Annotated in this window: 19 protein-coding genes; 12 read left to right on the forward strand and 7 right to left on the reverse strand. The window is 54.2% G+C overall.

The window, feature by feature from the left end; all coding sequences use genetic code 11:
* Nucleotides 1-44 precede the first annotated feature (44 nt).
* From OCA8868_RS11910 to OCA8868_RS11955, 10 genes are all read left to right on the forward strand, one after another.
* The gene (locus OCA8868_RS11910) at nt 45-1646 is read left to right on the forward strand and encodes a PAS-domain containing protein (RefSeq protein WP_093996818.1); all 1602 of its coding nucleotides are present in this window, start codon (nt 45-47) and stop codon (nt 1644-1646) included.
* A 40-nt stretch (nt 1647-1686) separates the two neighbouring features.
* Nucleotides 1687-2157, forward strand: a complete 471-nt coding sequence (gene tsaE / locus OCA8868_RS11915) for a tRNA (adenosine(37)-N6)-threonylcarbamoyltransferase complex ATPase subunit type 1 TsaE (RefSeq protein WP_093996819.1) — start codon at nt 1687-1689, stop codon at nt 2155-2157.
* Nucleotides 2144-3106 carry an aminoglycoside phosphotransferase family protein gene (locus OCA8868_RS11920; protein WP_245848226.1) on the forward strand — a complete coding sequence of 321 codons (963 nt, stop codon included), beginning with the start codon at nt 2144-2146 and terminating at the stop codon, nt 3104-3106. The genes tsaE and OCA8868_RS11920 overlap by 14 nt, the downstream gene beginning before the upstream one ends.
* 2 nt (nt 3107-3108) lie before the next feature.
* The gene (locus OCA8868_RS11925) at nt 3109-3795 is read left to right on the forward strand and encodes a nucleotidyltransferase family protein (RefSeq protein WP_281253625.1); all 687 of its coding nucleotides are present in this window, start codon (nt 3109-3111) and stop codon (nt 3793-3795) included.
* Nucleotides 3788-6715: a double-strand break repair protein AddB gene (gene addB / locus OCA8868_RS11930; protein ID WP_093996820.1), complete on the forward strand. Its 2928-nt coding sequence runs from the start codon at nt 3788-3790 to the stop codon at nt 6713-6715. Before OCA8868_RS11925 ends, addB begins: the two co-directional genes overlap by 8 nt.
* Nucleotides 6712-10101 carry a double-strand break repair helicase AddA gene (gene addA / locus OCA8868_RS11935; protein WP_093996821.1) on the forward strand — a complete coding sequence of 1130 codons (3390 nt, stop codon included), beginning with the start codon at nt 6712-6714 and terminating at the stop codon, nt 10099-10101. The genes addB and addA overlap by 4 nt, the downstream gene beginning before the upstream one ends.
* Before the next feature lie 62 nt (nt 10102-10163).
* Complete coding sequence (trxA, locus tag OCA8868_RS11940; protein WP_093996822.1) at nt 10164-10484, forward strand: thioredoxin; 321 nt, start codon at nt 10164-10166, stop codon at nt 10482-10484.
* Between the two features lie 111 nt (nt 10485-10595).
* A complete protein-coding gene (gene hslV / locus OCA8868_RS11945; protein ID WP_093996823.1) occupies nt 10596-11126 on the forward strand; it encodes an ATP-dependent protease subunit HslV in 531 nt (176 codons plus the stop codon).
* A complete protein-coding gene (hslU, locus tag OCA8868_RS11950; RefSeq protein ID WP_093996824.1) occupies nt 11119-12426 on the forward strand; it encodes an ATP-dependent protease ATPase subunit HslU in 1308 nt (435 codons plus the stop codon). Before hslV ends, hslU begins: the two co-directional genes overlap by 8 nt.
* Nucleotides 12427-12463: 37 nt before the next feature.
* A complete protein-coding gene (locus OCA8868_RS11955; protein ID WP_093996825.1) occupies nt 12464-13696 on the forward strand; it encodes an MFS transporter in 1233 nt (410 codons plus the stop codon).
* Here OCA8868_RS11955 and OCA8868_RS11960 read toward each other — a convergent pair.
* The 3 genes from OCA8868_RS11960 to OCA8868_RS11970 are packed head-to-tail and all read right to left on the reverse strand — an operon-like array spanning nt 13679 to nt 15962.
* Nucleotides 13679-14269 carry a Smr/MutS family protein gene (locus tag OCA8868_RS11960; protein WP_093996826.1) on the reverse strand — a complete coding sequence of 197 codons (591 nt, stop codon included), beginning with the start codon at nt 14267-14269 and terminating at the stop codon, nt 13679-13681. The two genes, OCA8868_RS11955 and OCA8868_RS11960, sit on opposite strands and share 18 nt — an antisense overlap.
* Nucleotides 14266-15306 carry a murein transglycosylase A gene (gene mltA, locus OCA8868_RS11965; protein ID WP_503121333.1) on the reverse strand — a complete coding sequence of 347 codons (1041 nt, stop codon included), beginning with the start codon at nt 15304-15306 and terminating at the stop codon, nt 14266-14268. The genes OCA8868_RS11960 and mltA overlap by 4 nt, the downstream gene beginning before the upstream one ends.
* A complete protein-coding gene (locus tag OCA8868_RS11970; RefSeq protein WP_093996827.1) occupies nt 15303-15962 on the reverse strand; it encodes a Tim44/TimA family putative adaptor protein in 660 nt (219 codons plus the stop codon). The genes mltA and OCA8868_RS11970 overlap by 4 nt, the downstream gene beginning before the upstream one ends.
* 122 nt (nt 15963-16084) lie before the next feature.
* On the opposite strand from OCA8868_RS11970, the gene OCA8868_RS11975 reads away from it, so the two are divergent.
* Together OCA8868_RS11975 and secB are read left to right on the forward strand one after the other, a co-directional pair.
* Nucleotides 16085-16570: an FxsA family protein gene (locus OCA8868_RS11975; protein WP_093996828.1), complete on the forward strand. Its 486-nt coding sequence runs from the start codon at nt 16085-16087 to the stop codon at nt 16568-16570.
* A 56-nt stretch (nt 16571-16626) separates the two neighbouring features.
* Complete coding sequence (gene secB, locus OCA8868_RS11980) at nt 16627-17145, forward strand: protein-export chaperone SecB (protein ID WP_093996829.1); 519 nt, start codon at nt 16627-16629, stop codon at nt 17143-17145.
* Here the strand turns inward: secB and dnaQ are convergent.
* From dnaQ to OCA8868_RS12000, 4 genes are read right to left on the reverse strand one after another with little or no spacing between them, the layout of a single operon-like run.
* The gene (gene dnaQ / locus OCA8868_RS11985) at nt 17142-17867 is read right to left on the reverse strand and encodes a DNA polymerase III subunit epsilon (RefSeq protein WP_093996830.1); all 726 of its coding nucleotides are present in this window, start codon (nt 17865-17867) and stop codon (nt 17142-17144) included. The two genes, secB and dnaQ, sit on opposite strands and share 4 nt — an antisense overlap.
* Entirely contained in the window at nt 17860-18453 is a 594-nt protein-coding gene (gene coaE / locus OCA8868_RS11990; RefSeq protein ID WP_093996831.1) for a dephospho-CoA kinase, read from the reverse strand. The genes dnaQ and coaE overlap by 8 nt, the downstream gene beginning before the upstream one ends.
* Nucleotides 18450-19283: a shikimate dehydrogenase gene (locus OCA8868_RS11995; protein ID WP_093996832.1), complete on the reverse strand. Its 834-nt coding sequence runs from the start codon at nt 19281-19283 to the stop codon at nt 18450-18452. The genes coaE and OCA8868_RS11995 overlap by 4 nt, the downstream gene beginning before the upstream one ends.
* Nucleotides 19280-19879, reverse strand: a complete 600-nt coding sequence (locus OCA8868_RS12000) for a Maf family protein (protein ID WP_093996833.1) — start codon at nt 19877-19879, stop codon at nt 19280-19282. Before OCA8868_RS12000 ends, OCA8868_RS11995 begins: the two co-directional genes overlap by 4 nt.
* Nucleotides 19880-19934 lie beyond the last annotated feature (55 nt).

The raw sequence follows: 19934 nt of genomic DNA on the forward strand, positions 1-19934 counted from the left end.
ACTAAATTGAACCATCTTGTCCTTCGCATAGTCGGAGATGTGAGATGGCTCAGCTTGGTTTTCTTGGTGTTCTAGGTGCCGTTCTAACGGGCACTTTTTGTGCTGTGGGAATGATAACGTTTTGGATTCGAACCAACAGAAAATCAGTCGCGACAGCGCGCACGCTGATGCTTGGTGCGGAAGACACCATTACCTTTCTCTTTGATGACGAAATACTCGTTGACGCTTCCCCACTGGCACGCAGTCTGCTGGAACATCGGGGGGCCAATCAGACCCATTGGGAGGCATTTCTTTCTCTCCTCTCCGCCCGCTTCCCTGAACTACGGTCCCAACTCTCAGACCTAGCAGATATCGGAAAGAAGGCGATAAGGCCCGTCGATGACCATCAAAGCTGGCTCGAAGCTGAATATTGGAATGGGTTAGCGCGAATTAAATTGGTGCAACATGAAGATCATCCGGATGATACGATTGACCCGCTCACCGCAAACGCGATCGAAAACGAACTTGAGACGTTGCGAAGCATCGGTGAGGCTTCTCCTCAGCTAATATGGAAACAAGACACCCAAGGCGTCATGACTTGGGCAAACAAATCATACATTGAGCTCTCAGAGTTTCTCTTTCCCGTGGCATCGGACGCGGCGCTTCCTTGGCCCCCTCGCGCCGTATTCGACAATGTCGCGAGGCCCTCAGGACATGCACCTGTAATCGATATGCATTGCGTCAATCCCGACCCACAGGAAAAACCGATCTGGTTTGAGGTTACGAGCTTAAGGCGCGGCAGCGAAACAATCCATTTCGCGGTTGATGCAACTGCTGTTGTCTCAGCAAAAGACGCCCAGCGGGATTTCGTTCAAACACTTACGAAAACGTTCGCTCACCTTTCTGTGGGGCTCGCGATCTTTGACGCAGATCGCCGCCTTGTGCTTTTCAATCCCGCTCTCGGCGATCTTAGCCATCTACCAGCTGATTTCCTGATCGCTCGTCCAACCTTGTTTTCGTTTCTTGATCGGCTACGCGACAACCGAATGATGCCTGAGCCGAAAAACTATTCATCTTGGCGAAACCACATGGCGGCATTGGAGTCGGCTGCTGCACAAGGAAGCTATCAAGAAACTTGGGCGGTCCCGAACGGGCAGACATTTCGAGTAACCGGAAAGCCGCATCCGAACGGCGCAATCGCATTCCTCTTAGAAGACATCAGCGACGAAGTATCACTGACGCGCAAATTCCGCTCACAAATTGACTTGGGCTATGCCGTAATCAACAATTTGGAGGCCGCTGTATGCGTGTTTTCACCCTCTGGAATTATGGTCATGGCGAACACGGCCTACCGGTCTCTATGGGGAACCGAAATGGAGGGCGTAATCAACAGTCGCGACTTTTCGGAAGAGTCTGCAAATTGGCAAGAAGCAACGGCGCCGTCGCCTGTATGGGTTAAGCTACACGACGCCATCAGCCTAGGAAGAACAGAGGCCTCCTGGTGCGGCTCCGTTTGGTTAGACAGTCATATTGAGATCAGTTGCCAGTACAATCCTTTGCCGGACGGGAACCATCAGGTCACGTTTACCCTCGCGGAAAAAGTAGACTCAGCCTCAAGAGTTGTCGAAACACCGGAATTTGAGCCCCAACGCTCACTGTCCGTCTGATTAACCTTGCAGGCAATTTAGCGCGGCTTAATGTTGCCGCATGGTGCGTTCGACAACTACTTTACGACTTTCATCTGAAGATGACACAACCCAACTCGGGGAAACACTTGCGAAATATGCGCAGGCAGGTGATTGCTTTTTGCTACGTGGCCAAATCGGAGCTGGTAAGTCGGCGCTAGCGCGCGCATTTATTCGATCGCTTCTCGGTCCTGATACCGAAGTTCCATCCCCGACATTCACCCTCGTTCAATCCTATGAATTCGAGAACTGGGAGATTTGGCACGCAGATCTCTATCGTCTTGGAGACACGCAAGAAGCGGTTGAGCTTGGCCTAATCGACGCGATGATTGATCAAATCTGCCTGATCGAGTGGCCCGAAATACTAGAAGATCTGGCTCCAGAAACCGCAATGGATATTGAGCTGACCGTCAAACCCGATTGCCATCTCGCTACGCTCACATATGGCGAAAACTGGAGTAAAAGGCTGGCAGAGACGAATGAGCATGCGTAGTGAATTGGTTCAAGAATGGTTAGCCACAACTAAGTGGGCCAACTGGAAACGTACGCCACTAGCTGGCGATGCATCCGCACGGCGGTATGAGCGGATTTTCGGCCCAGATGATCAGTCAGTTATTCTAATGGATGCACCGCTCAAAACCTGTGGCAGGCAATTCCGTTTTGTTGAGATCGCAGCGCACCTTAGCAATCTTTCTCTCGCGGCCCCCGAAATCCTTGCGTGGAATGAACCCGATGGATTGATGATGCTTACCGACCTCGGCCAAGCCGACTTCGCAACACATCTTCGCGCCTCTCCAGATGACGAAACCAAGCTATACGCATCAGCTGTTGATGTTCTGAAAACCCTTCAAACGTCGCCTCCACCATCAGGTCTCACACGAATGACGCCCGACATCGGCACCGAAATGATTGATCTGGCTTTTGAATGGGCTGCGAAGGATCATAGCCGTGACCTTAAAGCAGACATCACAACCAAAATTCACGCGCTGCTCGCAGAAGTAGATCCGAACCCATCTGCCCTTTCGCTACGGGATTTTCATGCTGAGAATTTGATTTGGCGCTCGAAGGAAACCGGTGTGAACCGCGTTGGCCTTCTTGATTTCCAAGATGCTTTCATCACGCATCCTACATACGACCTCGCTTCGCTCCTTCGTGATGCTCGCCGCGACGTTAGCTCTGATTTATTGATCCCGTTGATCTCCCAACTCGCTGGAAACAAACATGATGCCTCCAAGTTCAAGCGCGCATTCCATGTAATGGCGATCCAGCGCAATTTGCGGATTTTAGGTATCTTTAACAAGCTCGCGAAACAGGACAGGAAAATAACATACTTGGACCTCATCCCGCGCGTTTGGGTGCACCTACAAACAGACCTAGCAGATGCTGGTTTGTCAGACCTAGCTCTACTCATAGAACGGGCATTTAGTCCGGTGGAGAAATAGCCGTGCCTGAACATCCTTCCACAATTCTTCTGTTCGCCGCCGGTCTTGGAACGCGCATGTCGCCGCTGACAAACACGCGCCCAAAGCCACTTGTTGAAGTTGCCGGAAAGCCTCTGCTTGATCATGCTTTGGCGCAGTGTGAGGGCATGAAAGCGGTTGTGAATGCCCATTATTTCGCCGACCAGATCTACGAACATCTCGAAGGTACCGACGTCCTCGTTTCGGACGAATCCGATCAACTGTTAGAGACCGGCGGGGGGTTAAAACGCGCCCTTCCTCTCCTTGATAGCAATCCGGTTTTCACAATGAACACCGACGCTGTTTGGCGCGGCGCCAACCCTATCCGGCCCTTAAAGAACGCATGGCGACCAGAAAAAATGGATGCCCTTCTGCTGATGATTCCAACGGAGCAAGCCGTTGGTCACACTGGTTCCGGCGACTTTGATATTGATGACAAAGGACGTTTGTCCCGCGGTAGCGACTATGTCTATTCCGGCGTTCAGATCATTTGCACGGATGGCCTCGCGGCGGTTTCCGAAAACGCGTTCTCAATGTGGACCCTGTGGGACGGTATGCTCGCAAACGGAAAAATGTACGGCACAGTCTATGACGGGCAATGGTGCGACGTTGGCCGCCCAGACAGCATTCCGATCGCAGAAACGATGCTTGCAGGAAACAACAATGTTTGATCCGAATGATGGTCCACGAGTTTTCGGTGTTCCCTTAGGGCAGGATTTTTCAACCGCTCTTCATGATGGTTTACGCCAGTACTTCGAAACCATGTCGCCAACCGATGTCGCCCGCGTCGAAATCTACGTAAATACACGACGCATGCAGAGGCGTCTGACCGCTTTGTTTCATGCGGGCGGCGCACTGCTGTTGCCGCGTATCCGGCTTGTTACGGATTTGGCGCAGGACAACATTGAACAAAGCCTCCCCCCCGCGATTTCCCCGCTCCGACGACGACTTGAAGTTGCACAGTTGGTGAAAGGTTTGTTAGAGGCTGACCCCACCTTAGCTTCGCAAGACTCTGCGATTGATCTTGCCGAAAGTCTTGTTGCCCTCATGAATGAAATGCAAGGCGAAGGCGTTCTGCCAGAAACGATCGCCAACCTCGATGTTTCTGATCAATCCGGGCATTGGGATCGCGCGTTGTCTTTCATCAAGTTGGTGCAACCCTTCTTTGAAGACGGCCAACTTGACAGCGAGGGCCGTCAACGCAGTGTCGTTGAAGCCCTTATTGATCGTTGGGCTGAAAACCCACCTTCGCATCCAATTATCGTCGCGGGATCAACGGGCTCACGCGGGGCGACTTCGTTGTTCATGCAAGCCGTCGCCACACTATCCCAAGGCGCGATTATTCTACCCGGCCTAGACAACGATATGCCCGCAAGCGTTTGGGATAAGATGGAGCAAAAATCAGGTGCTGAAGATCATCCGCAGTACCGCTTCAAAGCCTTCTGCGATGCCCTCAATATTCATCCGTCTAACATTGGTTCTTGGGGCGCAAACGCTCGGATAAACACTGCGCGAACCCAACTTATTTCCCTCTCACTTCGCCCAGCGCCTGTGACCCATCAGTGGATCAACGATGGACCCGATCTAGGTGATCTTGTTCAAGCCACCGAAGGCATCACAATGATCGAGGCCGCGACGCCGCGTGCCGAAGCAGATGCAATCGCTGTCCGGATGCGCCAAGCCGTTGAGGACAATAAAACCGCAGCACTCATCTCACCCGACCGGGTGCTAACACGACAAGTGACCGCAGCGTTGGATCGTTGGGGCATTGTTCCCGATGACAGTGCCGGCCTGCCCCTACAGCTAACCGCACCCGGTCGGTTCTTGCGCCACATTGCGGATCTGTTTTGCGAGCCGTTAGATGCCGAACAACTCCTTGTTTTATTGCGCCACCCACTTAGCCACTCAGATCGACCCGACCGCGGTGATCATGCATTTCGCACCAATGCGTTGGAACTCCACCTTCGTCGATACGGCCCCCCATTTCCAACCGCCGAAAGCCTGACATCTTGGGCGCAGGAAAAACCCGGCGAAACGTTAGATTGGGTGGGCTGGATCGCCTCAGTTTTAGTTAACCTCAACGACGATGCTCCGAAATCACTGGCTGACCATATCGCGCGCCACATCGATGTGGCGACGCGTCTTGCAGGCGGACCAAACACCGATGGCTCGGGTGAGCTTTGGAAAAAGGCAGCGGGTCGCGAAGCGTTGCGTGTTATGACCGAATTACAGTCCCATGCAGATGCGGGCGGTGAAATGTCGGCGCGGGAATACCGGCGCCTTGTGAACAACATCCTGTCCGCTGCCGAGGTACGCGACCGCGATGCTGGACATCCCCAAGTCCTCATCTGGGGTACACTGGAAGCCCGTGTTCAATCCGCCGAACTGGTTATCCTTGCGGGTCTCAATGAAGGAACTTGGCCCGAAGCACCTACGCCTGATCCGTGGCTTAACCGACCTATGCGAAAGCAAGCCGGGTTACTGCTTCCGGAGCGCCGCATCGGATTGAGCGCACATGACTATCAGCAAGCTGTGTGCGCAAGTGAAGTTGTCCTAAGCCGTTCAGTGCGGTCCGACGAGGCAGAGACTGTTCCAAGTAGATGGGTCAACCGTCTGACAAACCTATTGGGTGGTTTGGAAGGCGGTCCTGAATGTCTTAACGCAATGCGCGAGCGTGGTCGTCATTGGCTCTCACTGGCTGCCAGCATCGCCGCACCAACAAAGCAAATCGAACCCGCACCACGCCCATCCCCTTGCCCACCAACAGATGCCCGCCCTCAGCAGCTTTCGGTCACGCAGATCAAAACGCTGATCCGCGATCCATACGCGATCTATGCGCGTAAAGTCTTAGGTTTAAACGCGCTGGATTCACTGGCTCACACACCGGATGCACCATTGCGCGGAACGATTGTCCATAAGATCCTTGAGACCTTTGTGAAGGCAGACATTGATCCCGCAGACGTAGATGCAAAAGGCGCGCTTCTTTCGATCGCAGCCGAAACCCTTGCCGACTTATGCCCATGGCCCGCCGTACGGGCGCTTTGGTTTGCGCGTATCGTCTCATTTGCTCCGCACTTCTTGGCAGAGGAAGCAAAACGACGTGCCTTTTCAAAGAATATCGACACTGAAATGTACGGTGAACTTGCGCTGACAAACCTTCCGTTCAAGCTCACCGGTACGGCAGACCGCATTGATATGTCAGATGATGGCGAAGCGCTGATCTATGATTACAAAACCGGTAAAGCGCCGAGTGCGGCTCAACAAAAACACTTCGACAAACAACTGCTACTTGAGGCCGCGATGGTTGAACGTGGCGCGTTCAAGGCCATCGGGCGCGTCCGCACGCAGGCGGCTGTTTATATCGGGTTGGGAAGCGATCTAAGGGATCAACCCGCCCCACTTAAAGATGAGCCAACCGAAGAGACTTGGTCGCGATTTGAAGGGCTGATTGCAAAATGGATGGACCCAGGAAAGGGTTACACATCTCGCAGCGCGAACGAAACTTTGGCGTTTGAAGGCACCTATGACCACCTCGCTCGCTATGGCGAATGGGACGAAACACACGACGCAGCACCGCAGGATTTGTCATGAAGCCAAACGACGCAACGGCCCGTCAAATCGAGGCTGCAGACCCAACCCAATCCACGTGGCTATCCGCCAACGCTGGGTCCGGTAAAACCCGCGTTCTAACCGACCGCGTAGCGCGTCTATTGCTCGCCGGGACACGGCCCGAAAACGTCCTTTGCCTGACTTACACAAAGGCAGCCGCGTCAGAGATGCAGAACCGTTTGTTCCAGCGGTTGGGTGAATGGGCAATGATGCCAAAGGCCGACCTTCGCGAACAGTTGCGCGAGCTAGGGACAGACGCGCTTATTGATAACGATTATCTCAGCAACGCTCGCACTTTGTTCGCCAGCGCTATCGAAACACCAGGTGGCTTGAAAATTCAAACGATCCACTCGTTTTGTGCTGGCGTTCTACGGCGCTTCCCATTGGAGGCCGAAGTCAGCCCCCAGTTCAAAGAAATGGAAGACCGCACCGCCCAACTTCTTCGCGAAGAGGTCCTTGATGAAATGGCAACAGGTGATCACGCCGATGTATTGGCTGGATTGGCTCGCCACTACACCGGCGCAGAGATCGGTAGTTTCCTTGCCGCAATCACAGGGCGTAAGGCTACGTTCCTGAAAGACACTGACCAGAACGAATTGGCCAAAGCGTTCAACCTTCCCATTGGCGCCACCCGACAAGACGCAGCAGCAATCGCGTTCATCGGCGGCGAAGTGGATCTGGTCGATGACCTCGTTGATGCCTGTAAGGACGCCACCAAAAGCTATCAAACGGTCGCCGCAAAATTGAAGGCAATCGACCTGTCATCTCCAAATCTCGACACGCTACACGCCGTTGCCCCACTACTCCTTTATGCAGATAAGTCGAGCAAATCGCGCAACTGGCCCCAGTCAAACCACAAGTCATCCGTTGAGGCAGTCGCCCATATCATCGACGATGTACACGCATGGATGGATAGAACTGCCGCTGCCTTTGACTACCTGAACAGCGTTGACGCGCTCGAGAAAACCCGCGCCCTCTTCGCCTTCGCCACGCCTTTTGTCCGCGAATACGAGGCCAAGAAAGCACAGCGTGCCGCTCTCGATTTTGATGACTTGATCGGAAAAGCCAAGACACTTCTTGATGATGCGGACGTCGCGCAATGGGTTCTGTTTCGCCTTGACGGCGGGGTTGATCATGTCCTTGTGGACGAAGCCCAAGACACCTCGCCCGATCAATGGGACATCGTTCGCCTGCTAACGCAAGAATTCTCCACGGGGGTCGGTGCGCACCCCGATCGCGAACGTACTGTGTTTGTTGTGGGGGACAAAAAGCAGTCGATCTATTCTTTCCAAGGCGCCGACCCTGAGGGTTTTGACCGAATGCGCGATCACTTCGATGGCGAGTTGGCGAAAGTTGAAAAGAAACTGCAAGACCGCGAATTGCTTTACTCATTTCGGTCGTCTTCAGCAGTGTTGCAACTTGTTGATAAAACGTTCGAAGGAGACATGGCCGAAGGGCTCGGCGATCACATTAAACACCTCGCTTTCAAAGATGACATGCCTGGGCGCGTGGATATCTGGCCAGTTGTTGAACCAACTGACAAACCCGAAGAACGGGAATGGGATGACCCCGTAGACCTGAAAGGCCGCACCAACCACAAAGTAGTTTTGGCCGCCCAGATCGCATCTGAGATCAAACGAATGATTGCGACTGAAACGCTCCCCGTCAAAGAAAAGGGCGCGGCAGACTGGTCGCGCCGGAAAATCACTCCGGGGGATTTTTTGATCCTCGTGCAGCGGCGCTCAGATTTGTTCAGCGAAATCATTTCCGCCTGCAAATCGGCCGGCCTTGAAATCGCCGGCGCGGATCGTTTGAAACTCGGCGGTGAGCTCGCCGTGAAAGACGTATCCGCTCTGTTGCAGTTTATCGCCTTGCAGGATGACGACCTATCGTTAGCCGCAGCGCTGAAATCTCCTCTGTTTGGGTGGACGGAAAAACAGCTCTACGATCTCGCACAGCCCCGCCCTAAGGGGCAAAGTCTATGGGAAGCTTTGCGTAGATCGAACGACGAAACTGGGGCGCACGCCTCCACGATGGACTTGCTCAACGACTTACGGAACAACGCGGACTTTTTGCGGCCGTATGACCTCATCAATCGGCTTTTGGTCCGCCACAATGGACGTCGGAATCTCCTAGCTCGACTTGGGCACGAAGCAGAGGACGGGATTGATGCGCTGCTATCGCAGGCGCTCGGATATGAGTCATCCGCTGTTCCCAGTCTCACAGGTTTCCTCACATGGCTTCAGACAGAAGACGTGACTGTCAAACGCCAGATGGATTCAGCGAGTGATCGAATTCGCGTTATGACCGTCCATGGCGCAAAAGGGCTTGAAGCGCCGATTGTCATTCTCCCCGACACGACCAAACGTAAACGCGAAGTACGTGGTGATCTTCTGACAAGCGACGGTAACGTGTACTGGAAACCCAAGTCAGACGTCATGCCGCAGGTCCTGCGTGACGTTCAGGATGAGATGCTAGACGCACAGGACCGCGAACGCCGCCGCCTGCTTTATGTCGCGCTTACCCGCGCGGAAAATTGGCTCATCGTTGCGGCTGCGGGGGATGTTGGCAAAGAAGCGCAAGACAGTTGGCACGGTACAGTCTCAGAGGCTCTCGAAGGGTTGGACGCTGTCGATCATCTGACTGAACTAGGTGCAGGAAAACGGTTTAGCCGCTGGGATTGGGACGCTGGGCCTCTCATCACTCATGCTGAAACAGTGACTGATGCACCCGTTCATTCGACGTTCAACGCCAACCTGCCGGAATTGCCGAAACAGCAAACCACACTATCGCCTTCTGATCTCGGTGGCTCAAAGATCTTGCAAGGCGAGAGCTATACCGATGCATCTGACTTAGCGTTAGCATGGGGCCGAATAATTCACATTCTGCTCGAGCTCTTACCACCGATAGACCCTAAACATAGACGATTGATCGCCGAACGTTTGGTGAGAAACCATCCCGACGCTGGCCTCATCCCCGACGCTGAAGCCCTGATCGACGAGGCACTACTGACATTGGAAACCCCGAACCTCGCTTGGGTTTTCGAGTCGGGACTGGCAGAGGTTCCGATCTCGGCAACTCTTCCTTCGATTGATGGCGGGCGCGTGTTTGGGATCATTGATAGGCTGATCGAAACGGAAACCGAAGTTATCGCTGTTGATTACAAGTCAAACCGGATCGTTCCGTCTTCGCCAAATGAAACACCCGAAGGCCTCACGCGCCAAATGGCCGCATACCGCGATGCCCTGCGCCTCGTTTATCCAAACCACCGTATTCGCACGCTTCTTTTGTGGACCAAAATGGGGACCGTCACCGAATTACCTGACGACATGCTGGATGCCGCTCTCGAAGCCGTGAGCACGCCTTGACGATACCCATGTGCGTCCATACGTTCCCGTTGCAAATACATACCCATCAAGGAGTAGAGCCGATGGCCACCGTAGCAGTAACAGACGACACATTTGACGCAGAAGTTCGTCAGTCCGACATCCCAGTAGTGGTTGATTTCTGGGCTGAATGGTGCGGCCCATGTAAGCAAATCGGTCCAGCGCTCGAAGAACTTTCCGCTGAAATGGACGGCAAAGTGAAAATCGTCAAAGTAAACGTTGACGAAAACCCGAATTCCCCAGCCCAAATGGGCGTGCGCGGCATTCCGGCATTGTTCTTGTTCAAAGGCGGCGAAGTCGTTTCCAACAAAACTGGCGCGGCACCAAAAGCGGCACTTCAGGGTTGGATCGAAGAAAGCATCTAAGCTGAAGAAATCGAATTCAAGGGCGTCCCAATGGGGCGCCCTTTTTGCATGGAACCTTGTGTCACGCCAATTGCGCCTCCATATAATTCCCAAGCAACGTAAGGACACGACATGACAACAATTATCGGTGTACGCAAAGGTGACGAAGTGGTCATCGCGGGTGACGGGCAGGTGTCTGTCGGACAGACAGTTATGAAAGGCACCGCAACAAAGGTGCGTCGCCTTACGGTTGGTGGCAGCGATGTAATTTGCGGATTTGCCGGTTCCACAGCGGATGCGTTTACTCTGCTTGAACGTCTGGAAAAGAAACTTGAGGCCACACCGGGCCAGCTGGCCCGGGCTTCTGTTGAGCTCGCCAAGGATTGGCGTACGGACAAGTACCTGCAAAAGCTTGAGGCAATGTTGATCGTCACAGACGGTAAAGACCTGTTCGTGATCACTGGCGCAGGTGATGTGCTTGAACCTGAATTTGATGTCACGGCAATCGGCTCAGGCGGAAACTATGCCCTCGCAGCTGGGCGCGCTCTGATGGATATGGATTTCTCAGCCGAAGAAATCGCTCGCCGCGCCATGGCGATTGCTGCCGACATTTGCGTTTACACAAACGGAAATCTGACCGTGGAGACCATCAAGCATGACTGACCTGACCCCTCGCGAAATCGTATCCGAATTAGACCGACACATTATTGGCCAAAACGACGCAAAACGTGCAGTTGCCGTTGCCCTGCGCAACCGCTGGCGTCGTAAACATCTGGACGATGATCTGCGCGATGAAGTCTATCCAAAGAACATCTTGATGATCGGTCCAACGGGTGTCGGCAAAACCGAAATCAGCCGCCGCCTTGCAAAACTCGCACGCGCACCCTTTATCAAAGTCGAAGCCACCAAGTTTACCGAGGTCGGCTACGTTGGTCGTGACGTGGAACAAATCATCCGTGATCTGGTCGAAGCTGCCATCGTCGAAACGCGCGACTACATGCGCGATGACGTAAAACAAAAAGCCCACGAAGCCGCCGAAGCCCGCGTGATCGACGCAATCGCTGGCGCAGAGGCGCGTAGCGGCACGCGCGATATGTTCCGCAAGAAACTCAAGACCGGAGAGCTGGACGATACCATCATCGAACTAGAACTCACCGACAATTCCAGCCCGCTTGGCGGCATAGAAATCCCTGGCCAGCCTGGGCAGATGCCAGGTGGTATGGACCTCGGCGCAATGTTCGGTAAGGCCTTTGGCGGTCGCACCGTTAAGAAACGCGTCACCGTTTCCGAAAGCTACGATTTGCTGATCGCGGATGAGGCGGACAAACTTCTAGACGACGAAACCATCACCAAAATCGCCCTCGAAGCTGTTGAGCAAAACGGTATCGTTTTCCTTGATGAGATCGACAAAGTCTGCCGCAACTCCGAGGCACGCGGCGCCGACGTGTCCCGCGAAGGTGTGCAGCGCGACTTGCTGCCATTGATTGAAGGCACCACTGTTTCAACAAAGCACGGTTCAGTGAAAACAGACCACATCCTGTTCATCGCATCCGGCGCATTTCACATCGCGAAGCCGTCTGATTTGTTGCCCGAATTGCAGGGCCGCCTTCCAATTCGTGTTGAACTGCGCGCCCTGACCGAAGGCGACTTTGTGCGCATCCTGACAGAAACCGACAACGCGCTGACCCGCCAATACACCGCATTGATGGGAACCGAAGAGGTCACCGTTTCTTTCAGCGAAGACGGCATCAAAGCCCTAGCCGGTATCGCAGCCGAGGTGAACGAAAGCGTTGAGAATATCGGCGCGCGACGGTTGTACACAATCATGGAACGCGTTTTTGAGGACCTGTCCTTCAACGCGCCCGACCGTGGTGGCGACGACATTGAGGTCAACGCCGCCTTTGTCGAAGAACATCTTGGCGAACTCAGCCGTTCCACCGACATTAGCCGTTACGTGCTTTAACACTTCCCTGTCGCGGGCATCCGGCCAATAAAGCTGCATGACCCGCGACACTGGATACATCCGTTTCATCCGCGAAAACGCGCCGTTCCTTGCGACGGGCGCGTTGTTGTCGTTTCTGTCCAGCTTCGGGCAAACCTATTTTATCTCAATCTTCGGCGGTGAAATCCGTGCGCAATACGGGCTCAGCAACGGGGACTGGGGCCTGATCTACATGATCGGAACAGGCGCGTCCGCCGCCGTAATGGTCTTCGCTGGCGGATTGGCGGACCGTTTCCGCGTCCGGCAATTGGGCATCACCGTGATCCTGTTGCTTGGTCTGTCCTGCGTGTTGATGGCGCTGAACCCGATCGCGGCTCTACTTCCACTCGTAGTCTTTTTCCTCCGCTTCTTCGGCCAAGGTATGACCACCCAAGTCGCGACCGTTGCAATGGCCCGCTGGTTCGTTGCCGCACGCGGACGCGCTCTCGCCGTGGCCGCAATAGGTTACATGTTCGCCGAAGCGACATTGCCCCTGCTAATGGTCTGGATGAAATCAATGGTCGAGTGGCATCTCATCTGGCTCGGCTGCGCCGCCTTCTGCCTTGCCATGATGCCGGTTCTGTACCGCCTATTGCGGCTGGAACGCACGCCACAGTCTATGTCGGCCAGCGATCACTCAACAGGATTGTACAACAAACACTGGACAAGAATGGACGCCCTGCGGCACCCGATGTTCTGGGCAATGGCCCCTGCCGTTATGTCGTTCTCAGGTTTCGGAACGGCCTTCTGGTTTCACCAAGTGCACTTCGCTGAGATCAAGGGCTGGTCTCACCTCGCGCTTGTAGCGGTGTTCCCACTGGGGACAGCGACAGTTTTCTTATCGACAATTATCTACGGTTGGGCCGTGGATCGCATTGGCGCTGTTCGGCTGCTGCCGTTCTACCTGATCCCGTTCATCATTGCATTTGTTCTGCACTGGTATGCACCTAGCCTTGGCTGGACCGCACTCGCAATGATCCTGATGGGCGCGGCAGGTGGTGGCCAAGCAACGCTCCTTAACGCCTGTTGGGCAGAGTTCTACGGCACCCGACATCTGGGTTCGATCAAGGCATCCGCAACCGCCCTTATGGTGCTTGGGTCCGCTCTCGGACCGGGGCTAAGTGGATGGCTAATCGACAACGGTATTGGGTTTGAAGCGCAATTGCTTGGCTATGCCGCATGTTTCGCAACTGCTGCGATATGCCTGCTCTACCCGGTCGCCCTTATGAAACGTTCAGCGGGTGCGACGTAGATAGACGTAGTACGCGCCCTGCCCGCCGTGGCGAATGTGGCTTTCTGTGACTTGCATCACCAACCCAGCCAACGGTGCCATCGCCAGCCATTGTGGAACCTGATGGCGTAGAACCCCGAACCGCGTTGGGATCGGCCCGCCATCATCACGCTGCTTTCCCTTACCGGTAATCACCAGAACCAGACGATGCCCAGCGCTCGCCGATCGTAAGATAAATCCCGTCAACGCAGGATGCGCCTGTGCAAGTGTCATTCCGTGCAGATCGATCCGCGCTTCTGGCTTCAGCTTTCCGCGTCGCAACCGCCCGTAAGCCTTTTGATCCATTTGCACGGGTGCCGCGCGCATTTTCTGGCCAAGCGATGGGAGCAGATCATGGTCGGACCGGTGATCCACAGCATCGCCTATATTAAACGACGGAATTGCACGAGGTTTCGGAGAACTGATGTCTGGGTTCGGCTTTTTGGGGGCCGACCGGATCAATTTCTCCGTCGGCTTCACAAGCGGCTCTGTCCGCTTGGCCACCATATCCCATAACGCCCTTTCCTCGGCCGACAAATGCCGTGGGCGTTTCATTCGATCACATCAGGAAGCAAGGCATAGGCGCTTTGAATTGGCATCAGCACGACCATCCGCCCGCCGTCCTTAACGCGGCCCGCTTGTCGTCCTGCCTCGTCGCCCGTACCGAAAAAGATATCCGCTCGTTGCGACCCACGAATTGCCGACCCGGTATCTTGGGCCACCATCAAACGGTTAAGCGGATTTGCTCCCTGCTTTTCGATCCAGACAGGCGCACCATAGGGAATGTAAGTCGGATCAATCGCAACGGTGCGCATGGTCGTAACCGACCTATTCATCGCACCAAGGGGGCCCATGTTAGCGGGCACTTCATTGACCTCACGGAAGAATACAAAGCTGTCATTCGCCCACAATAGCTGAAGACCCTCTTCGCCGTTATTGCGTACCCAGTTGCGGATTACGTCTGCCGAAACCTGATGGGATTCGTAAATTCCGCGGCGCACCAGCTCTAGCCCGATTGACGAATACTCGTGCCCGTTCGCGCCACCATAACCGACACGAATTCCTCCACCGGTATCCAGCGCAACACGGCCCGACCCTTGAACCTGCAAAAAGAACACGTCAACGGGATCATCAATCCACGCGATCTCAAGCCCCTTGCCGCTCAGCGCGTCGGTTTCCTCAATCTCGCGACGCGTAAGCCAAGGTGACGAAACACCGCTAGGAAGCCGATAAAGCGGATACTGATACGGCCCGCCACGGGTCCGCGACCCACGCAATTCAGGCTCAAAATACCCTGTGAACAATGCATCCTTACCGTCCTCAATCAGAACAGGCGTAAAGAACCGCTCAAAGAACCCGCGCGCCTCGTGACCTTCATGCGCAACAGCGCATATCGCCTCCCACGCTGGGTCACGCATATCTCCGCAGGTAGACAAGAACACATCAAACGCGGCCTGATGGTCGTCTTCCGCCCAGCCTTCCAGCTCGTCAAATTGCAAAAGTTGATACGTCGGATTGGCCATTGCCGCCTCTGTCGCGAAGGATGTTTGCAGGATCAGCGACAGCCCAACGGCCGCCGCCCGAACCGTCATTCGCCTGTCGCGACAAGGAACCAGTTGGGGTCGCCGGTGCCCATTGTGCGGCCAAACGTCCAGATGTCGCGTTGCTTTTTGATGTCGGTGGTCGATCCTTCTTTCAGATCGCCACCCTTGTCGTAAACTGCCGAAGTGCTTTCGCTCACGAACTTCACCGAAATCTCACCTTCGTTCGTCGCGTTATCAAACTCGGCACCGACAAGCGTCGTCTCTGAAATTCCAACAAAGGTGAAATTTACGCTCAGACCATCTTTTTCGCGGGCTTCGACAACACCTGCGAAGGCCTCATAAACGTCATCAGACAGAAACGGTTTGATTTCCGCAAGTTCACCTTTCTCAAATCCGGTCAGGATCATTTCATACGCACCACGTGCACCGCGCACGAATTCACGGACATTGAAAGTCCGATCAGCAGCTTTCATCGCAGACAAAGCCTTGCCGGTGTCGCTATCCGCATCAACATAATCGGTCACGTCAGGATCAGGCCCGCCGTCAATCACCTCAAGTGCAGGCCCTGTACGACGTTTCGGCGTTGGTTTCTGCGTTCTGGGTTTTTCGAAACCCTCACGCGTTCCCAATACACTCCGCAAACGAAGGATCAAAAAGATCGCAATTCCTGCAAGGACCAAAAGCTGGATAACGGGCGAATTCATGTGCGTTTCTTTCGAGATTATTTCTAGACAAGTGGTAACATCGCGGTACCGACCTTATGTAGGGCTGGTATAGGGTCAAGTCCACCTTAGCCCACATAATTCATTGGCCCATTGGAGGTTCCATGCTGTTGCTTTTGCTATTTATCGGCATCCCGTTGCTTGAAATCACGCTCTTTATCCAAGTTGGCGGTGTAATCGGCCTCGGTTGGACCCTCGCGATTGTGATCGTAACAGCGATCTTGGGCGCATGGATGGTGCGCAGTCAGGGCGCGCGCGCAATGTTGGACCTGCGAACGTCCTTTTCCAGCCTGCAAGACCCGACGGAACCGCTCGCACATGGTGCGATGATCCTGTTTTCGGGCGCGTTGCTGCTGACACCTGGATTTTTTACCGACTTTGTTGGCTTCGCGTTGCTCATCCCTGGCGTCCGCACGGGCCTTTACAACTATATGCGCAGCCGCGTGAACGTTCAGTCCTTTCAAATGGGCCCGAATGGTCACCCAACACACCGTTCCAACCAGAATGATCGCGTCATTGACGGTGAATTCGAAGAAGTTGACCCAAACAATCGACCCAATGACGGCCCTTCCGGCTGGACTAAACATTGAGGACCCCACCCGCGCCTGATACACGGGCGTGAATTAATTGAAATCCGGAGGGCCAAATGGCCGAAGAAGAAACAGCACCAACAAACGGCGCAGCAGATGCAGCAGCAGCCGCACCACAGATTAAACAGCGCATTCTTGCCCAGTTTGTTCGCGATCTTTCATTTGAAAACGTCATGGCGCAAAAAGGCGTCGACGGCGAAGTAAAGCCGGAGATCAAAGTTGAAGTGAACCTTGATGCCCGCAAACGCGGCACAGAAAACCAGTACGAAGTCATCACCAAGCTGAAAGTGTCTTCAACCAACGCTGGCTCTGACAAGAACCTCTTCATGCTTGAGCTGGAATACTCCGGCGTGTTCGAAATCGAAGGCGTTCCTGAACAGCAGATGCACCCATACCTGATGATCGAATGCCCACGCATGACATTCCCGTTCATCCGCCGCATCGTCAGCGACGTAACACGCGACGGTGGCTTCCCGCCGCTGAACCTTGAGCAAATCGATTTCGTGGCGATCTACCGCCAGCAGCTCGCGCTTCGTGCGCAACAGCAGCAAGCGGGCAAAACGGCTGACGCTTAAGTTTTTTTCCAAAGGGCATCATCGCCCAACGTATCAATGAAAGCGGCGTGGGCTTCGGCCTCCGCCGCTTTTATTTTGGACACAAGCGGTGTCGGACGTGGCTGCGGTCGCCAATCCGTGCCACCCGACTTTGCCTTAGCAGTGGTCTGGCCACCCATCACCAAATCCGGCTGCCGCCCACCAATCAGCTCCAAATAGACCTCTGCCAGAATTTCACTATCCAGCAACGCGCCGTGAAGTGTCCGGTTTGAGTTGTCGATCCCGAAACGACGACACAGTGCATCCAAAGACGCAGGCGAGCCGGGGAATTTCTTACGTGCAATCGCAAGCGTATCAAGCGCTTGATCCATCGGTAGCAAAGTCCGGTTCACCCAACCTAACTCAGCGTTCAGAAACTTCATATCAAACGCAGCGTTGTGAATGACGAGCTTCGCATCACCAACAAAATCAACGAACGCTTGGGCAATATCCGCGAAAACGGGTTTGTCACGTAGGATCACCTGACCCGGTTTCGGATCTAGCGGTGGTTCCAAAAGATCCGGACCAATTCCATGAATCTCAAACGCCCCTGCAGGCATCGATCGTTTCGGGTTGATGTACTGATGATACGTACGGCCCGTAGGCATATGATTGTGCAGTTCAATTGCACCAATCTCAACAATGCGATCCCCCTCACCTGGCTCAAAACCAGTTGTCTCTGTATCAAGAACGATCTCACGCATCGGGCAGTTCCTTAGCAATCTCAGCCAAAATATCTTTCACGGATTGGCGGGCAGCGTCCAGCGTTTGCGTCAAGATCACCCAACGCGCCCGCACCCGTTTTTCAGCGTCCGGCATTTGCCGCGAAAGGATAAGTTCAAAGTCCGCTTCTGACATTTCCCCGCGCTCAAGAACACGTGCGCGTTGTTCTTCTGCAGAAACTGAAACCACCGCGATTCCGTCACAAAGATTGTCCGTCCCTGTTTCAAACAACAACGGAATGTCGAGCAAAACGACAGGTGCTTCCGCGGTCGCGAGGAATTCAGCCCTGTTCGCGCCGACAAGTGGGTGGACGATCTTCTGAAGATGGTCGAGTACGGCAGGATCATCCGCAATCAATCCGCGCAACTTCTCACGAGAAACCGCACCGTTTTCCATCGCGTCCGGATAATGTTGTGCGACGATATCAGCGGCCTTACCTCCAACATCATAAAGCTCACGGACAACCGCATCAGCATCCCAAACGGACACGCCTTCATCCGCGAACATTTGCGCAGTCGTAGACTTGCCCATCCCGATGGACCCCGTAAGGCCAAGAACAAACGTCATGCGAGAACAGCTGCGCGTGTGTCCACGTCCACCTCGGGGCGCACACCAAACCAACGCTCAAACCCAGGAACAGCTTGATGCAGCAACATCCCCAATCCGTCCACGACGACACACCCTGCTTCTTCGGCTTCCGCCAATAGCCGCGTCTTTAGTGGATTATAAACAAGGTCCGTCACGACAGTACCACGCCGTAACCCATCAAGGGGAACGCGAAAATCAGGCTTCCCTTCCATACCCAGCGACGTGGTGTTCACGACCGTCGCCGCATCCTCAAGCATGTTACCGGCCTGCACCCAATCAACGACAGTAACCTTAGTTCCAAAAGCAGCCTTTAGCGCTTCGGCTTTGGGCCGTGTTCTGTTGCTGAGGTAGATTTCCTGCACACCCACGTCGATCAACGATGCAATCACCGCACGCGCGGCCCCCCCCGCGCCCAACACAGCGGCTGGGCCAATAGATGGCGCCCAACCGGGTGCGCCTTGCTTAAGGTTCGCGATAAACCCGTACCCGTCCGTGTTATCAGCATGGATCTTACCATCTTTACGAAAGATCAGCGTATTCGCCGCGCCGATAAGCGTCGCGCGATCCGTCGCAAGGTCGGCAATCTCAAGTACGTCGACTTTGTGGGGTGCAGTAACATTGCAACCAACAAAACCCATTTTTGGCATTGCGCGGATAACTTCTTCCAAATCCCCTTCCGTCACGTGAACAGGAACATAGAAACCCGGGCGGTCATATGTCTTTAGCCAATGACGGAATAGCTGTGGCGATCTGGATTGAGAAATAGGGTTCCCAAGAACGCCGGCGAGTGGGATTTTTCGGTCAGTCATGTTGGCAGTGTTCCGCGCAGAGTGAGATAAGACAAGAGTTCCAATAAAGGCATCCCCTGAATGGTAAAGGTATCACCTTGTACCATACGAAATAGGCGAATGCCTTCTTCTTCTATTTTGTACCCGCCCACGGACCAGCGAATGCTATCCCAGTTGCGGTCTATATATTCATCTAAGTATGCATCTGAAAAATCACGCATAGCCAGACGCGCGACACCAACGTGCCGCCACACTGGTTTAAGGTCTTCATAGATAACCGCCGCGGAAAGCAACTGATGCGGCTCACCACGCAACGCTACGAGTTGTTCGCGCGCTTCTTGCGGGGTTTCTGGCTTAGAAAGAACCACTCCCTTAAACGACAAGACCTGATCACACCCCAGCACAAGCCCGCCCAGTCCCTTCTCGGCAACCTTACGGGCTTTCATTTCAGCGAGCGTATCTGCAATGTCGCGTGGCGGAGAATCTTCCGCTTCCAATGCGCGTTTAATCAAATCTTCATCGATTCGTGCTGGAGTAACACTATGTTCGACACCAGCATTTCTCAGCATTTTGCTGCGAATTTCAGAAGTTGACGCCAAAATAATTGGTTCGGTCATGTGGATATCCCAGTGGGTTACTACGTGCACACGTGATGGGGCGGATTGGGGTTAA

Source organism: Octadecabacter ascidiaceicola, from assembly GCF_900185015.1.
GTDB classification, from domain to species: Bacteria; Pseudomonadota; Alphaproteobacteria; order Rhodobacterales; family Rhodobacteraceae; genus Octadecabacter; species Octadecabacter ascidiaceicola.

Excerpts from the sequence above, each read along its gene's own strand:
- trxA (WP_093996822.1), top strand. The coding sequence starts at position 10,164 with ATGGCCACCGTAGCAGTAACAGACGACACATTTGACGCAGAAGTTCGT.
- dnaQ (WP_093996830.1), bottom strand. The coding sequence starts at position 17,867 with ATGCGTGAGATCGTTCTTGATACAGAGACAACTGGTTTTGAGCCAGGT.
- OCA8868_RS11975 (WP_093996828.1), top strand. The coding sequence starts at position 16,085 with ATGCTGTTGCTTTTGCTATTTATCGGCATCCCGTTGCTTGAAATCACG.
- OCA8868_RS11960 (WP_093996826.1), bottom strand. The coding sequence starts at position 14,269 with ATGAAACGCCCACGGCATTTGTCGGCCGAGGAAAGGGCGTTATGGGAT.
- OCA8868_RS12000 (WP_093996833.1), bottom strand. The coding sequence starts at position 19,879 with ATGACCGAACCAATTATTTTGGCGTCAACTTCTGAAATTCGCAGCAAA.
- hslU (WP_093996824.1), top strand. The coding sequence starts at position 11,119 with ATGACTGACCTGACCCCTCGCGAAATCGTATCCGAATTAGACCGACAC.
- OCA8868_RS11910 (WP_093996818.1), top strand. The coding sequence starts at position 45 with ATGGCTCAGCTTGGTTTTCTTGGTGTTCTAGGTGCCGTTCTAACGGGC.
- addA (WP_093996821.1), top strand. The coding sequence starts at position 6,712 with ATGAAGCCAAACGACGCAACGGCCCGTCAAATCGAGGCTGCAGACCCA.
- secB (WP_093996829.1), top strand. The coding sequence starts at position 16,627 with ATGGCCGAAGAAGAAACAGCACCAACAAACGGCGCAGCAGATGCAGCA.
- coaE (WP_093996831.1), bottom strand. The coding sequence starts at position 18,453 with ATGACGTTTGTTCTTGGCCTTACGGGGTCCATCGGGATGGGCAAGTCT.
- tsaE (WP_093996819.1), top strand. The coding sequence starts at position 1,687 with ATGGTGCGTTCGACAACTACTTTACGACTTTCATCTGAAGATGACACA.
- OCA8868_RS11995 (WP_093996832.1), bottom strand. The coding sequence starts at position 19,283 with ATGACTGACCGAAAAATCCCACTCGCCGGCGTTCTTGGGAACCCTATT.
- mltA (WP_503121333.1), bottom strand. The coding sequence starts at position 15,306 with ATGACGGTTCGGGCGGCGGCCGTTGGGCTGTCGCTGATCCTGCAAACA.
- OCA8868_RS11955 (WP_093996825.1), top strand. The coding sequence starts at position 12,464 with ATGACCCGCGACACTGGATACATCCGTTTCATCCGCGAAAACGCGCCG.
- addB (WP_093996820.1), top strand. The coding sequence starts at position 3,788 with ATGTTTGATCCGAATGATGGTCCACGAGTTTTCGGTGTTCCCTTAGGG.
- hslV (WP_093996823.1), top strand. The coding sequence starts at position 10,596 with ATGACAACAATTATCGGTGTACGCAAAGGTGACGAAGTGGTCATCGCG.
- OCA8868_RS11970 (WP_093996827.1), bottom strand. The coding sequence starts at position 15,962 with ATGAATTCGCCCGTTATCCAGCTTTTGGTCCTTGCAGGAATTGCGATC.
- OCA8868_RS11920 (WP_245848226.1), top strand. The coding sequence starts at position 2,144 with ATGAGCATGCGTAGTGAATTGGTTCAAGAATGGTTAGCCACAACTAAG.